Genomic DNA, 14,708 nt, shown 5'->3' with positions numbered 1-14,708 from the left:
ATGTAAGTACTTACACAAAAGTAGCGCGTTCCGAGCAAATTGTCGTTAGCAGCGAAATGAGTTAGGGTTGTTAAAAGCTAAAGTGACTGGGGCGGCCGACGAATCTTGACTGTCGGATAGGACTGATTTATCGCCTTATTCGGCTATTTACCGCCGGGTCCGGTCCTGACCTTTGCAACGCATTTAGCCTAACAATTATGGAGAATTCCGACAAGCAGCCGTTGCACCTCGGCCCCGCAGAAGGGCCTAACCTTCCGTGGTGGGGGACACCTACCGCATTCTGGTTGGCGGCCAAGACACCGGCGGGGCCTTCGCCACCATAGATATGCTGATACCGCCCGGCGGGGGCCCCGGCCCGCACGCCCACGCTGCCATCGAGGAATCCTTCTATGTAATCGAGGTCAAATCCGAGTTTGGTACGTTCGTCGCCACCCCGGGCTCCTTCGCCACCATTCCGAAGGGAGGCGTGGTGCACAGCTTCCACAACAAGACCCCGAACGTGGCCCATTTGCTGTGCACGGTGGTGCCGTCCGGCCTGGAGAAACTCTTCGAGGCAATTGGCCAGCCTGTGGCGGCGGGGCACTTCCTGCCGCCGCCGGCAATGGACGAGGCGTTTATCCACAAAGCCCAGGCCGCGGCGGCCACGCTGGGCCAACAGGTATTTCCACCGAATTACCTCGATTAGGCCGGCCCTGGCCCGCTAGATTTCCCCGTGGGAATGGGCACTTAATAAAACGTGCAGGGGCCCAAAAAACGGCCCCTGCTTCTCCAACCCTATAGCACGTAAAACCATGAAAATTACCACTGCCGGCTCGTTGGGTAACGTCGCCAAACCCCTCGTCGAAAAGCTGCTCGCCGCCGGGCACCAGCTCACCGTCATCACCAGCAACGCCGACCACCAGGGCGAAATCGAGGCCCTGGGGGCCGTAGCCGCCGTGGGCTCCATCAGCGACGCCGGGTTCCTGACCCAGGCCTTCGACGGGGCCGAGGCCGTGTTTGCCATGCTGCCGCCGGCCATGGGCGCGACCAACCTGCTTGACAACATTGCGGCGGCCGGGCAGGCCTACGCCCAGGCCATTGCGGCGGCGGGGGTGCCCCGCGTGGTGCTGCTGAGCAGCGTGGGGGCCGATGCCGCCGCCGGCACGGGCCCCATTCAGGGCGTGCACCGGGTAGAGCAGGCGTTTCGGCAACTGACCGGGGTAGGCGTGACCGTGTTGCGGTCGGGATTTTTCTACGTCAATTTCCTGCGGGACATCCCCTTGATTAAGAGCCAAAACCTCTTCGGCAATAACTACGGCGGGGACACCCCGCTGGCCCTGACGCACCCGCAGGACGTGGCGGCGGCGGCGGCGCAGGAGTTGCAAACGGCTGGCCACGGGTACGGGGTGAAATACGTAGTGGGAGCGGTTGCGACCGGCCAGGAGCTGGCGGCGCTGTTCGGCGCGGCGATTGGCAAGCCCGACCTAGCCTGGACCGTGATTCCCGACGAACAGCTGCAGCAGGGGCTGCTGGCCGCCGGCACGCCCGCCGAGCTGGTGGGGCTCATCACCGAAATGGGCCAGGGCGTGCGCGCCGGCCGCATCACTCAGGACTTTTTTGCCCACGGGGCGCCGGTGACCGGCCCCACCAAGCTGGCGGAGTTCGCGCAGGAGTTCAAAGCCCGGTACGAGCAGGCGTAGCGGCCGGCCAACCAGAACCGTCCGGGGCGGTTCTGGTTGGCAGTACGGCGCAGGGATTTGGGCCGGCTAACCCGCTCCTTGACTAGCCCACTAGTAGACCTATTGGCATGGTATTCAGCTTTTCGGCAACCCCCGACTTTGATTTCATCACCCAATTCGCCCGGCACATCCAGGCAACGCTACACGCGGGCGTGTTGGAGATGCCCGAGCAGCTCGGCCAAGGCTACATCCGCAAATTAGCCTTCGGCCCGGATTTCAAAATTACCCTCCACCACTACCTGCTCCGGGAAGAGCTGGTCATCAACCGCAAGGCCTCCGAGCTGGGCAATGAGTTGATTACCGTCTTCTTTTACAACAACGAGCAGCCGCTCGGGATTGCGTACGACGACAACTCCCAGGTGCTTTTCTCGCGGCACGACGATTCGGAGGCGGCCATTCAGGTGACGTCCAACGACTTGAGCTCCACCATCCGCTTTCCGGCGCACCAGTACATTCACTACGTGGTGGTGGCGATTAAGCCCGCCCGGTTGAAGGAATTGTTGGCCGTCAGCAACCCGAATTCGGTGCTGCAAACCATCACCGGGAGCGGCAATTCGTTCCTGTTTTTCGAGCGCATGGCGGCGGAAACCAGCTTGCTGCTTCAAAAGATAACGGCGGTGGACATGACCGATAACCTGAGCAGCTTCTACGTGCAAAACAAGGTGCAGGAGCTGCTTTACCTGGTTTTTCATAAGCTGTCGTTACGGGAAAGCGCGGCCCATCAACCGATTAACAGCGCCGACGCCGACCGGTTGCTCCACATCCGCAAAGCCATCCTCCGCGAACTGAGCGTGCCGCCGGTACTGCGCGAGCTGGCGCAACGGGCGGCCATGAGCGAAACCAAGCTCAAGCAGCTGTTCAAGCAGACGTTTGGCGCCACCATCTACACGTACTACCAGCAGGCCCGGATGGCGGAAGCCGCCTTTTTGCTGAAGCACGGCCGGCACTCAGTGGCCCAGGTAGGCTACGAGCTGGGCTTTTCCAACCTGAGCCACTTCAGCCGGCTGTTCGAGAAGCACTACGGCCAGAACCCGAAGAAATTTTCGGCCTCCTGAGGCGCGTCACCGGGCGGGGCGGCCAAGGTTAACCGGCTAGGGAATGGGCAGTCTTTCGCTGAGGCAAACGCAGCGCGCGGTCGAAGGTGCTTCAACAGGGGGGTAGGGGCCTCGTTTTGCCTACTCAATTCCTGCATTAGCCTACAAGCTGCGCCCCGGCAGCCGGCAAACTTTGCAGCGTTCTAAACGCAACCAAGTACCTCATGGCACAACAACAACCAGCCACCAGCAGTGGCGCCGCTACCACCCCGGGCAAAGTATGGTTTATCACGGGTGCCTCGCGCGGCTTCGGCTGCATCTGGGCGGAGGCCGCCCTGCATCGGGGCGATAAGGTGGCCGCTACCGCCCGCCAGCTGGCCAGCCTCGCCGACTTAACCGCGCACTACGGCGCCAACGTGCTGACCCTGGCCCTGGACGTGACCAACCTTGAGCAGGTAAAAACGGCCGTGGCGCAGGCCCATGCCCACTTTGGGCGGCTCGACGTGGTGCTCAACAACGCCGGCTATTCGCTGGTGGGCACCATCGAAGAAGCCAGCGCGGCCGACGTGCGAGCCCTCTACGAGACCAATATCTTCGGCACGCTGGCCGTCATTCAAGCGGCGCTGCCGCTGCTGCGGGCGCAGGGCCACGGGCACATCGTCGGCATTTCGAGCAGCCTCGGGCTGGTGTCCCTGCCCATGATTGGCTACTACTGCTCCACCAAGTGGGCCTTCGAGGCGCTGCACGAGAGCCTGGCCGCCGAAATCAAGCCCTTTGGCCTGCACGTGACACTGGTGGAGCCGGGGGCCTACGCCACCGAGTTTGGCAGCGACCAGTCGCTGCAAGTAGCCCCCAGCCTGGACGTCTACGCCGATTTCCGCACCCGCTTTATGGAGCGCCTGCGCACCTCCGAGCGGGGCGACCCACAGGCCACGCCCGCGGCGCTGTTTGCGGCCGTGGATGCGGCCGAGCCGCCGCTGCGCTTGTTCTTGGGCAGCCAAAACCTGCCCTGGGTGCGGGCCACCTACGCCGAGCGGCTCGCCACCTGGGAGGCCTGGGCCCCCGTGTCGGACGCGGCGCAGGGCCAGCCCGGCTAGCTTACTTCGCCGGGTTGCGCTGCTAAACTTAACCCCTTGCCCCCGGCTTACCGGCTTGGTTGCCAGCCTAGTGCTCTGCTTTGCCGCTGGCCGCGTTTTAATATTTTATGAAAAAACCAACTCCTAGTCCGCATCGCTTCAATTCCTTGACCGAGGCGCACCTGGCAATGGGCTTGCCGGCACCGCAACACCCGCTCATCAGCCTGCACGAGGCCCCGGCCCACCCAGCGCCGGCCACGCCGGGGCACGGCCCCCACGTGCTGAGCTTTTATAAAATTGCCCTCAAAACCGGCGGGGGCGGCCAGCTGACCTACGGCCAGGGCTACTACGATTTCACGGAGGGCAGCCTGCTGCTGGCGGCCCCCAACCAGGTGCTGGGCGCCGCTGCGGAGGCGGGCTGCCAGGGCGGCGTGGTGCTGCTGGTGCACCCCGATTTTCTGCTGGGCTACCCGCTGGCCCAAACCATCCGGCAGCACGGCTTTTTCTCCTACGCCACCAACGAGGCCCTGCACCTTTCCGACCAGGAAAAGGCCACGCTGCTGGCATTGTTTGGTAACATGGCCGACGAGCTGAGCAGCCGGCTCGATGACCTGAGCCAGGAGGTGCTGCTGGCCCAGCTCGACTTGCTGCTGACCTACGCGCAGCGCTTTTACCAGCGGCAGTTCCTGACCCGGCGCCCGGCCAACCGCGCCTTGCTCCAACGGGTCGATGAGCTGCTGGCGGCTTATTTCGACGCCCAGCAACCGCTCGTGCGGGGCCTGCCCACGGTGCAGTACCTGGCCGACGCCGTGCACCTGAGCCCCAGCTACCTGAGCGACATGCTGCGCTCGCTGACGGGCCAGAACGCGCAGCAGCACATTCACCACCGCCTCATCGAGCGGGCCAAAGAGCGCCTGGCCGTCAGCAGTTTGTCGGTCGGCGAGATTGCCTACGAGCTGGGGTTTGAGCACGCCCAGTCGTTCAGCCAGCTCTTCAAAGCAAAAACCAGTACCACCCCGCTCGCCTTTCGGCGCTCGTTTGCCCGCCGGCGGTAGCCGCGGCGACATCCTTACTTACTTATTCTATTTGCTTCATGGACAACGTACTGACTAGAAATAATACTGAGCCGGTCGTTTCGGTAGGCCCCGTCGTGCTGGCGGTGCCGGGCCGGGCCGTGGCGTTGCAGCTGCGCATTTCTTTCCCGTTGGCCGGGGGCGACCTGCCCATTATTCTACTCTCGCACGGGCAGGGCCGGTCCAATAATCTCTCCTCGATGAACGGCTACGGTCCGCTCGTGCAGGCCTGGGCGGCGCAGGGTTTCGTGGTCATCCAGCCCACCCACCTCAGTTCGCGCACCCTGCAACTCGACCCGGCCACGCCCGGCGCGCCCCTGTTCTGGCGCTCCCGCGCTGAGGATATGCGCCTGATTCTCGACCAGCTCGGCACCATTGAGGCGGCCGTACCGGCGCTGGCGGGGCGCCTCGACCCCAGCCGGGTGGCCGTGGCCGGGCACTCGATGGGCGGGCACACAGCCGGCCTGCTGCTGGGCGCGCAGCTGCTGGACGAGGAAGGCGCGCAAGTCAGCCTGGCCGAGCCGCGCATCAGGGCGGGGGTGCTGCTGGCCGCGCCCGGCGACGGCGGCGGCAGCCTGAGCGCCTACGCCACGGAGAACCTGGCTTTCTTTCGGCACCCCAGCTTTGCCGAAATGACGACCCCCGCCCTCGTCGTGGTGGGCGACCACGACGTATCAACCCACCTCACGACGCGCGGGGCCGCTTGGCACGCCGACCCCTACTATTTGAGTGCCGGCTCCAAATCCCTGCTGACCATAGTGGGCGGCGAACACGGCCTAGGGGGTATTTCGGGCTACGATGCGGCCGAAACGACCGACGAGCACCCCGCGCGCGTGGCCTTGGTGGCCCAGCTCACCGGGGCGTACCTGCGCACTGCCCTTGACCCCGACGATGGGAGCTGGCCCCTCGCGAGTCAAGCTTTGCAAGCGCACGTCCCTTCGCTGGGTTACATCGAGTCCAAATGAAAGTGAGCAACGGGCTTTCTTGCAAGGTATCCGGGCAAGGTTACAACTGTTAAGCAATTGCCTACACAAAATAATTTCTGGATGTCTCCTCTTTATCGTCTTTTCTTAACTACTCGGCGTTGGCACCCTGCCTACACAGGTCCAGCATGAGGCTGGACATTTCTTGCAAAGGGCACGAAACCAGCCAAGGCAAGTGAAAGGCAAAGCTGTGGTGGTGCCCAACTGAGGGCAGCAACCCAGAAGGTCCACTGCCCATGCTGTAGAGGATGGGGCAGCTAGCTCACAAGCAGCCGGCGGATTCGTGCCCATAGCCTGCGTTATACTCGTTCTCGTTGCTGAACACAATCCTATCTCGTTCAATCGTTTTTGCTAGGCTCCTTTCCCGCGTTACTTTTTGATTCGTGCTGGCCCGGCAACAAGCATAGCTTCTGCTTTGGTGGTAGTTGGTACTGGGTGCTGCTGACCTGCCTTTTGGGCACGGCCCAGGTTGCCGCGGCCCAGCCGGCCACCGCGGACGAATTTCGGTTCGAGCACCTTAGCGTGGACGAGGGCCTCGCGCACAGCGATGCCATGGCCGTTGCGCAGGACCGCGCCGGCTTTATTTGGGTGGGCACCAACCACGGCCTGGACCGCTACGACGGCTACGAACTGAAGCCGTATGCCCTGCCGATAAACCCGCTGAGCGGGCTGTCGGCCAACCGCATCCAGGTGCTGTACGCCGACCGGACTGGCCAGCTTTGGGTTGGTACCGAGCGGGCGGGCCTGAGTTTTTATGACGCCGACCACGACTGTTTTCGGCGCCTGGCCGCGCAGCTGCTGCTGCCGTCCGCCCGGCGCCTGCTGCGACAGCTCGCGCAGGCCGATGTGTCGTCGCTGGCAACCGACCCACTAGGCCGGCTGTGGGTAGGCACCAGCAGGGCCTATTTGTCCTGGCCCTGGAGCCCAACCACCAAGTGTGGAGCTTGACGCTCATCCCCCCGGCGGGGGCACCTAGGCTGGCCTTTAACGTGCGCGCCCTCGCCATCGACCAGCAAGGCAGCCTCTGGGTGGGCGCCTACGACGCGGGCCTGCAAGTCGTGGATGCTACCGCGGCCCGGCCGGTCGCCCCGAGGAACTGACCGCTACGGCCTTGCCGCAGCAACTGCCGTTTCTGCAATCGTTGCACCTCGACTCCTTTAACCGCCTGTGGGCGGGTATTATTTACGGGCTGTACGCGTGGGAGCCCGGACCGCCGGCCGCCAACACCCCCCCCTTTGCAGCTCACCCCACCACACCGTTTTTTGCCCAGCGACAAGGAGCCGCACAGCCTGAACGCCGAGCAGGTTTACCAAGTTTTTGAGGACCGCCACCAGCTGCTCTGGCTGTGCTCGGCTGCCGGGGGCTTAACTGGCTCAACCTGCGGCAGAAGCTCTTTGGGCGCATCCGCCAGCCGCTGGTGGACCAGGCCACGCTGCCCAACAACTACGTCAACGCCATTTATAAAGAGGAGGCGCGCAACCTGCTCTGGTACGGCACGCGCAACGGGGTGACGTGCTACAGCTTGACGACCAGACAGTTTAGTTACTATTTCAACCAGCAGCAGCCCGATGCGTCGGAGGTGGAGGTGTCGTCCATTTTTCGCAGTTCCAACGGCACGCTGTGGTTTGGCACCCGCGGCGCCGGCCTGCTAGCGCTTACCCACCCCGGCGGCCACGACCACTGGGCTACGTACACGACCGTCGGCAACGGCACCCTGGATTTGCGCCAGCTCAATATGGAGGGCATTGCCGAGGACCGGTACGGCACGCTCTGGCTGGGCACCCGAGGGGCGGCCTGCACCACCTCAGCCAACTGGGGCAGTTGCTGGCCGCCCGCACGTCGGCCCCGTTGCCCACTGTGCAATTTACGTCGCTGCTCTACGACCGCACGAAGGACGTGCTTTGGGCCAGCACCTGCGACGCGGGCCTGCTCAAGCTGCGCGTTGCGCCCGACTCGGTGCGGGTGCTGCGGCAGTTTGCCCACCACTCGCCGCCGGGCCAGCGCCTGCAAGTAAACTACACTTGGCCGCTATTTTTCGACCGGCAGGGCACGCTCTGGATTGGGACCATCGGCGGGGGCCTGCACCAGCTCGTGACCGATGCCCGGGGCCGGGAAACGGTACGCTCGTACCAGCAATGGCTGCCCGAGAGCGACGCTGAGAGCCTGCTGGCCGACGACGACGGCAACCTCTGGGTGGGAGGCACCGGACTCTACCGCCTCCGGCCCGGCACCCGCCAGTACCTGCGCTACGACGTAGCGGACGGGTTGCAGAGCAGCGCCTTTGAGGTGGGGGCCGCCTCGTTACATCTTCTCGACGGGCGGGCGCAGTGCCTTGGCAGGGTCTTCACTTACGCAACGACACCAGACAACAGAACGGGTTAAGGGTAGTTTGGCAACGCGTTTCGGTGAGGCCTACTGGGCACCGGCCAATTGGGCTTGCTCCCGCAGTGCTGGCCGCTCCTAACCTTTGCGCTATTTCCGGCTACACCGGCACTGTGCCAAGCGCTTCCAGGTGCCGCTGGTGCTGGAGGCCCCACTCCTTCAAGACTTCGATGACCGGGTCGAGCAACTGGGCATAGGGCAGGAGCTGGTACTCCACCACCACGGGGGGGCCGGGGTACACGGTGCGGGAGATAAGCTGCTGCGCTTCCAGGTCCTTCAATTCCTTGGCCAGCACCTTCGTGGAAATGCCCGCCACGCTGCGCTCCAAGCCGCGAAAATGCCGGGTGCCCGTGCGCAACGCCACGATGAGCGGGAGCTTCCATTTGCTGTTGAGCACCGCCAGCGCGTGGCGCAGGGCTTGCATGGTCTGGTCGCATTGGGCGGCTTGGGCACTATTCATCGAGAAACATAGAAACAGTGAGAACTGAATTTTAGTGATTACCTGCTGGTAATCAGGCTTCCGCCGGGTAATCTGTACTTGGTGGCCAGGCCAAACCAAATAGTTAGCTGATGGCTTGAGGTAATCAGAATACCCAACAGCTCAACAGCCCGCTTGGTTGGCGAGCACCAGCAAAGGGGCCCGGTAAGCGCGGGCCGGGCAAGTCACTTTTCACCCATTATTTTTTTCTCATGCAGATTCTGCAAATCATTGCCAGCGCCCAAGGCGCCAACTCCTACAGCACCCGGCTCAGCCAGGGCATTATCGACAAGCTGCGGGCGGCCCATCCCGGGAGCACGGTGGTGGTGCGCAACCTGGCCACCCACCCGCTGCCCTACCTGGAAGAGGCGCACTTGCAAGCCTACTTTACCCCAGCCGAGGGCCGCTCGCCCGCGCAGCAGCAAGCGGTGCGGCACTCCGACGAGATTATTGCCGAACTGCTGGCGGCGGATGTGCTCGTCATCGGCTCGCCGTTCTACAACTTCACCATCGCCGCCTCGCTCAAGTCGTGGCTCGACCACCTGACGCGGGCCAACCTGACCTTCCGCTACACCGAAGCCGGCCCCGAAGGACTCGTCACCGGCAAGAAGGTGTACGTGGCCATCGCCAGCGGCGGGGTCTACTCCCAGGGCCCGGCGCAGGCCAGCGACTTTGCCGCGCCCTACCTGCGCCAAATCCTCGGCTTCTTGGGCATGACCGACGTGACCATCGCCCGCGCCGAGGGCGTGAAGCTGCCTGAGTTCCAGCCCACCGCCCTGCAAAAGGGTCTGGCCAGCGTAGCGGTCTGAGCGGCTCACTCGGTCCTACTCACCTGTCTTTTTCGCCCGCCCCGCTTCCTCGCTATGCGTACGCAACTTGGTTCTGCTCCTTACACGGTGCCCGCCGGCACCCGCATTGGCCACATCCACCTGCAAGTAACCGACCTGGACCGGGCCCTCGCTTTTTACTGCGACCTGCTGGGCTTTGAGGTGATGGTGCACGCGGGAGCGGCCGCTTTCCTGTCGGCCGACAGCTACCACCACCACATCGGGCTTAATACCTGGCACAGCCGGGGTGGGCGGCCGGCCGAGCACGAGGGGGTCGCGGGCCTCTTCCACGCCGCTATCCTGTACCAAGAGCGGGCGGGCCTAGCCCAGGTGCTGCGCCGCCTGCGGGAGGCCGGCTACCCGCTCAGCGGCGCGGCCGACCACGGCGCGAGCGAGGCCCTCTACCTCAACGACCCCGACGGCAACGGCCTGGAATTGTACTGGGACCGCCCGCGCGCCGAGTGGCCGGTGGATGCCGCCGGCAAGCTCACCATCTACACCCATCCGCTGGACGTGCCGGGCTTGCTGGCGCGGGCACAGTAGCCTTTCCCACTTACGGGGCTTAGCCCGATTGTTCACTACTTTTCCCTCAAACAGAAATCGCCATGAGCGACCAACTCCCACCCGCCGACCACCTGCTGAAAGTGAGCTGCCTGCTTACGCGGCGCGCTGACCTCACGCACGAAGAATTTCACCGGTATTAGATGGTAAAGCACACGCCGATGCTGGCCCAGCCGCAGCCCGGTGCCCCGAAAGTGTACCGCTACGTGCAGCTGCACTCCCTTGCGGATACCGTGTCCGGCCTGCGAACAACGTCCTACGACGGAGTGGCTGAAATCTGGTTTGCCAACCTGGGCGACGCGGCGGCCATGTTCACCTCCGACCACTACAACGCGGTGGTGGCGGCCGATGAAGCGCACATTCTTGACCGCTCGAAGACGGTCTTTCTCTACGCTTACGAGAAGCCCATTCCGTAAGGCAGGCTTGCTCTGCCCCAAGGGCCCGGCGCTTAACTTTCCTCCGCGGGCTGGCCGAAATGCTGTTGCAGCACCTGATTGATTTTGTCGCGGGTGAGGGGCTTGGTGAGGTAGCCGGCGATGGGCAGGCCCTGCATGAGCTCCACGTCGCGGGGGTTGAGGGAGGTGGTAAGCATGATGACGACCACCGCGGGGGTTCGGGCTTGGAGCTGCTGCGTGTAGGCCTGCAGGAACTCGAAGCCGTTCATGCGGGGCATCTTCATGTCGAGCAGAATAAGGGCCGGGCAGGTAGGCGAAGTGGGCCGCTCGCAATGGGTGTGCAGCAGGTCGAGCGCCTCCTGGCCGTTGCCGGCCACCAGCACCGTGCCGCTGATGGCCATGCGCCGGAGCAAGGCCTGGTTCAGAAAGTTAGTCGTGTCGTCGTCGTCGACGAGCAGGGTGCAGGAGATGGCCGCCATGGGGTTAGGAGGGAAGGAAAGCGGGAAACGAGTGCCCGGCGGGGCTGGCCGCGTGGGGCAGGAAGACAAAGAACGTGGTGCCGGCCCCGAGCTGGCTGTGCACTTCGATGCGGCCCCCGGCGTTCTCGACCATGCGCTTGACCATGTAGAGGCCGATGCCGGTGCCCTCGACGTGGTCGTGAAAACGCTGGAACATGGTGAACAGGCGCGGCAGGTGGGCGGGATCGAGGCCCAGGCCGTTGTCGTGCACTTCGAGCACGGTGTGGCCCGGGCGCACGTGGGCCCGCACATCAACGTGGGGGGTGCGGTCGGGGTGGCGGTACTTGATGGCGTTGCTGAGCAGGTTGTAGACGATGCTGCGCAGGTTCTTCTCGGCGAACGGCACAGGCGGCAGCACCGATACGTCGATGAAGAGCTTGGCGCCGGCGGCTTGCAGCAGTGGCAGCAGGTCTTGGCGGACGTCTTCGACTACGGCGACCAGGTTGACCAGGGTGGTGGCGGGCGCATGTTCCTTTTGCAGCTTGGAAACCTCCGTGAGGTGGTCGATGGTGCGCTTGAAGCGCTCCACGGCCGCGAGCATGCGGGTCAGGGCGGGGCCCACTTCTACGTTCTGGGCCACCTCGGCGGGCAACTCCTCCTGCAGCAGGTAGAGCAGGCCTTCAATGTTGGCGATGGGGGTTTTGAGGTCGTGGCTGGCCGTGTAAATGAAGTTGTCCAGGTCCACGTTGGTGCGCCTGAGCTGCTCGTTGGTCTGTTTGAGCTCCGTGATGTCGATGGCCGAACCCACGTAGCCGTAGAGCTCCCCGTTGGGGTAGAAGCTGGGCGCGCCCTGGGACAGCAGCCAGCGGTACTGCCCGTCGGGCCGGCGCATGCGGTGCTCCAGCACGTACAGGGTGCGGGTGCGGATGGCCGCTTCCAGCGTCTGCTGCGCCAAGTCGAGTTCCTCGGGGTGCAGAAAGGCCGACCAGCCCGTCTGTTGGTACTGCGCCAGGCCCATGCCGACAAAGTCCAGAAAGGCCTGGTTGGCGTAGCGGATGGTGGCATCCGGGTTGACGGCCCACACCTGGTTGGGCGCCGCGTCGGCCATGATGCGAAAGCGGGCCTCGCTTTCTTCTGTTTTTTGGCGGGCGCGCACTTGGTCGGTGACTTCGTGGGCGAAGACCAGCACCCCGTCGATTACGCCGTGGGCAGTGCGGCGGGCCTGGTAGGTGAACGTAAAGTACATCTGCTCCAGCGCCCCTTGCTCGTGCCGGGCCAACAGCAGGGGCATTTCCTGGGCGACGTAGGTTTCCCCTGTCTCGTACACGCCCCGCAAGTCGCCCAGGATGGGGGCCCCGGCCAGCTCTGGCAGGGCTTCCAGCAGGGGCCTGCCGAACAGCGCGCGGCCGGGAAAGATGCGCTGGTACGCGGGATTAACGAGCTGAAACACGAGGTCGGGTCCGTCAAGGATGACAATGGGAGCCGGCGCCTCCATGAAGAGATGATGCAATTGCTGGCGCTCGGCTTCGCGCTGCTCCCGGGCCTGTACTTGCTCGGTGACATCGAAAGCAAAGATGGAGATGCCGGCAATCTGGCCGTTTTCGTGGTAGGCCTGGTAGGTAAAGGTGTAGTGCACCTGCTGGAAGGGGCGGCCGTCCTGGGGCTGGACGCGCATGGGCAGTTCCTGGCCGAAGAAGGTTTCGCCGGTGCGGTACACGCGGTCGAGCTCGGTCAGAAAACCGGCCTCCCGGGTTTCGGGCAAGGCCTCGACCACGGGCTTGCCGGTGAGCTGGCGCTCGGGAAAAAGCAGCTGGTAGGCCTTGTTGACGTACTCGAATCGGTGCTGTGGCCCGCGCAACAGGGCCACCGCGGCGGGGGTATCGGCCAGAATGTGGAACAGCGCCTCGCGCTCCTGCGCCTGCCGCTGGGCGGCCGCCAGCAACTCGGCCTGCAGCCCTTCGGCCTGTTGCCGGGCGCGCACCCGCTCCGTGACGTTGATGGCAAGGCTCATCACGCCTTCAATCTGGTCGGTGGCGTTGAACTTGGGCTGGTAGGTGAGGTCAAAGTACTCGTCTTGCAACGCCCCGTTGTGGAGGGGGTCGAAGGGGTTAAGCACCTCCTGGGCGTACACGGGCTGGCCGGTGCGGTACACCCGGTCGAACAGCTCGTGCTCTTCTTCGGGTAGCTCGGGCAGGGCCTGGCGGCGGGGCAAGCCGAGCAGCGCGCGGTGGGGCAGCAACTCCTGCGTGCGCGGGTGCACCAGGGTCCAGACGTGGTCGGGACCAAAAAAAAGGTTAATCTGGGCCGGGGCCTGGCCGAAGAGGCGCAACATGCGGTTGCGCTGCGCCACTGCCTCGGCCCGGGCGGCCTCGGCCTCGTGGGTGCGCAGCTGCACGCGGGCTTCCAGCTCCTGGTTGAGCTGCTCCACCTGCTGGCGCGCCAGGACCTGGGCGGTGACGTCGTAGGAAAAGTTAAGTATGCCCGTTATCTGGCCGTGGGCGTTGCGCAAGGCCAGGAAAAAGAAGTCGTAGTACACCTGTTCCAGTTCGCCGGTGCGCGTGAAGTCTGTCTGCACCGGCAGCGCGGCGGCGGTAAAGGGCTCGCCGCTCTGGTACACCCGGTCAAGCATGTCGAGGATGCCGTGCGTGGCCAGCTCGGGCCACGCCTCGCGGATGGGCTGCCCCAACAGGTTGCGCCCGTTGGCGATGCGCAGGTATTCAGGATTGACAAGCGTAAACACTTGGTCCGGGCCCTCGTGCACGGCCACGTGGGCGGGCAGCTGCATGAGCACGTCATGGAAGCGCTGGCGCTGCACCTCCGTCTCGGCGCGCGCCGTCTGTTCGCGGGCTTGGCTTTCACGCAAGGCCACTTCCACGGAGGAACGGGGCCGGTCGGCCGTATCGGTGAAGCTCACCAGCAGCCCAGGCCCCACCCGCTGCGCCGAGAGCTGAAAGTAGTTGTCGAGGCCATCGCCCTGGTAGTTCACCTGGAGTTGCGCCGGCTCGCCCGATTCGAAGGCCTGCCGATGAAAGGCAAACACGCCGGTCTCCAACGTGTGCGGGTAGTGCTGGAGGTACGTGCCACCGGGCCGGGCGGGCTGGCTGAGGATGCGTTGGGCAGCCGGGTTTAGCCAGTCAATCGTGAAATCTACCAGGGCCCCATCGGTGCCCCGAATAGGTGCGTAGAGGGCAATCCCCGTCAAGGAGGTTGCGAGTAGTCCGTTCAAGAGCTCCTCTAACGGATAAGCAACGCGCAGGTCAACTGGCAGGGAAGCAGCGGGCGAATCAGGCATGCACGAAAGTACGCCTTCGGCTACCCAAGGGCCACCAGCGACTGTTAAGAAGTGTTACCACTCGCGCAACCAGCGCACGGTTGCTGCCAAGTGAATAAAAACCAGAAAATGCCGGTCCAACTAGTCGTAACGCGTCGCCACGCGGCGAAATAGCTTGCGGCGGCCGCACAGCCGTTCGACGGGGTGGCGCTGGGCATAGCGGGCGGCATCGTAGGCCCGTGGGTGGCGGCGCTTGCGCCGGGGCGGAATCACGGCGCAGGTGCCGCGGGTGGCCAACGCGGCCACGAGCGGGTCGGCATCGGAGCCGTGGTTGGCCACTGGGTAGGCCGGGGCCAGGCCGTCGGGCAATGGCCGGGCTTGCGACGCGTCGTGGCGTTGGCCCGCTGTCAGGCGGCAGCGCACCGGCCGGCCGCGGGCCATGGCCGCCAGGT

Annotated in this window: 15 protein-coding genes and 1 pseudogene; 12 read left to right on the top strand and 4 right to left on the bottom strand. The window is 64.4% G+C overall.

Translation table 11 applies throughout. The features are described 5' to 3' along the window. Positions 1 to 259: 259 nt before the first annotated feature. The 9 genes and pseudogenes from BEN49_RS17175 to BEN49_RS28220 all read left to right on the top strand — a co-directional run bounded on the left by BEN49_RS17175 (position 260) and on the right by BEN49_RS28220 (position 8,266). Positions 260 to 685, top strand: coding sequence for a cupin domain-containing protein (locus tag BEN49_RS17175; RefSeq protein WP_239691986.1), 426 nt, complete (start codon positions 260 to 262; stop codon positions 683 to 685). Positions 686 to 791: 106 nt separating this feature from the next. Further along, positions 792 to 1,679 (top strand): NmrA family NAD(P)-binding protein, encoded by an 888-nt coding sequence (locus BEN49_RS17170; protein ID WP_070745560.1) that lies wholly within the window; start codon positions 792 to 794, stop codon positions 1,677 to 1,679. Positions 1,680 to 1,786: 107 nt separating this feature from the next. After that, complete coding sequence (locus BEN49_RS17165; protein WP_070745558.1) at positions 1,787 to 2,773, top strand: helix-turn-helix domain-containing protein; 987 nt, start codon at positions 1,787 to 1,789, stop codon at positions 2,771 to 2,773. 203 nt (positions 2,774 to 2,976) lie between these two features. Next, a complete protein-coding gene (locus tag BEN49_RS17160; RefSeq protein WP_070745556.1) occupies positions 2,977 to 3,849 on the top strand; it encodes an SDR family NAD(P)-dependent oxidoreductase in 873 nt (290 codons plus the stop codon). Between the two features lie 107 nt (positions 3,850 to 3,956). Beyond that, the gene (locus tag BEN49_RS17155) at positions 3,957 to 4,883 is read left to right on the top strand and encodes a helix-turn-helix domain-containing protein (RefSeq protein WP_070745554.1); all 927 of its coding nucleotides are present in this window, start codon (positions 3,957 to 3,959) and stop codon (positions 4,881 to 4,883) included. A gap of 38 nt (positions 4,884 to 4,921) precedes the next feature. Then, positions 4,922 to 5,866 (top strand): alpha/beta hydrolase family protein, encoded by a 945-nt coding sequence (locus tag BEN49_RS17150; RefSeq protein WP_070745552.1) that lies wholly within the window; start codon positions 4,922 to 4,924, stop codon positions 5,864 to 5,866. Positions 5,867 to 6,319: 453 nt separating this feature from the next. Further along, complete coding sequence (locus tag BEN49_RS17145; RefSeq protein ID WP_070745550.1) at positions 6,320 to 6,832, top strand: ligand-binding sensor domain-containing protein; 513 nt, start codon at positions 6,320 to 6,322, stop codon at positions 6,830 to 6,832. Between the two features lie 397 nt (positions 6,833 to 7,229). Continuing rightward, positions 7,230 to 7,673: pseudogene (locus BEN49_RS31005) on the top strand (two-component regulator propeller domain-containing protein); the annotation flags it as partial. Positions 7,674 to 7,705: 32 nt separating this feature from the next. After that, on the top strand, positions 7,706 to 8,266 hold the full coding sequence (locus BEN49_RS28220) for a two-component regulator propeller domain-containing protein (protein ID WP_070745548.1): 561 nt from the start codon (positions 7,706 to 7,708) through the stop codon (positions 8,264 to 8,266). A 100-nt stretch (positions 8,267 to 8,366) separates the two neighbouring features. Here BEN49_RS28220 and BEN49_RS17135 read toward each other — a convergent pair whose 3' ends face one another. Next, on the bottom strand, positions 8,367 to 8,726 hold the full coding sequence (locus BEN49_RS17135; RefSeq protein ID WP_070745546.1) for a winged helix-turn-helix transcriptional regulator: 360 nt from the start codon (positions 8,724 to 8,726) through the stop codon (positions 8,367 to 8,369). A 230-nt stretch (positions 8,727 to 8,956) separates the two neighbouring features. Here BEN49_RS17135 and BEN49_RS17130 point away from each other — a divergent pair, with 230 nt between their 5' ends. The 3 genes from BEN49_RS17130 (at position 8,957) to BEN49_RS17120 (ending at position 10,548) form a co-directional block, all read left to right on the top strand. After that, positions 8,957 to 9,553 (top strand): FMN-dependent NADH-azoreductase, encoded by a 597-nt coding sequence (locus tag BEN49_RS17130; protein WP_070745544.1) that lies wholly within the window; start codon positions 8,957 to 8,959, stop codon positions 9,551 to 9,553. A gap of 54 nt (positions 9,554 to 9,607) precedes the next feature. Beyond that, entirely contained in the window at positions 9,608 to 10,114 is a 507-nt protein-coding gene (locus tag BEN49_RS17125; RefSeq protein WP_070745542.1) for a VOC family protein, read from the top strand. Positions 10,115 to 10,275: 161 nt separating this feature from the next. Then, positions 10,276 to 10,548, top strand: coding sequence for an EthD domain-containing protein (locus BEN49_RS17120; RefSeq protein WP_070745540.1), 273 nt, complete (start codon positions 10,276 to 10,278; stop codon positions 10,546 to 10,548). Positions 10,549 to 10,580: 32 nt separating this feature from the next. Here the strand turns inward: BEN49_RS17120 and BEN49_RS17115 are convergent, their stop codons facing one another. The 3 genes from BEN49_RS17115 to BEN49_RS17105 all read right to left on the bottom strand — a co-directional run. Next, on the bottom strand, positions 10,581 to 11,006 hold the full coding sequence (locus tag BEN49_RS17115) for a response regulator (RefSeq protein WP_070745537.1): 426 nt from the start codon (positions 11,004 to 11,006) through the stop codon (positions 10,581 to 10,583). A gap of 4 nt (positions 11,007 to 11,010) precedes the next feature. Next, positions 11,011 to 14,187 carry a PAS domain-containing protein gene (locus BEN49_RS17110; RefSeq protein ID WP_070745535.1) on the bottom strand — a complete coding sequence of 1,059 codons (3,177 nt, stop codon included), beginning with the start codon at positions 14,185 to 14,187 and terminating at the stop codon, positions 11,011 to 11,013. A gap of 210 nt (positions 14,188 to 14,397) precedes the next feature. Then, on the bottom strand, positions 14,398 to 14,708 hold a 311-nt coding region (locus tag BEN49_RS17105), incomplete at its 5' end, for a transposase (RefSeq protein ID WP_141765699.1).

Source organism: Hymenobacter coccineus (assembly GCF_001816125.1).
GTDB lineage: Bacteria > Bacteroidota > Bacteroidia > Cytophagales > Hymenobacteraceae > Hymenobacter > Hymenobacter coccineus.
Note: the sequence above shows the minus strand (reverse complement) of the source record. Positions and strands in the feature narration are given on the sequence as shown.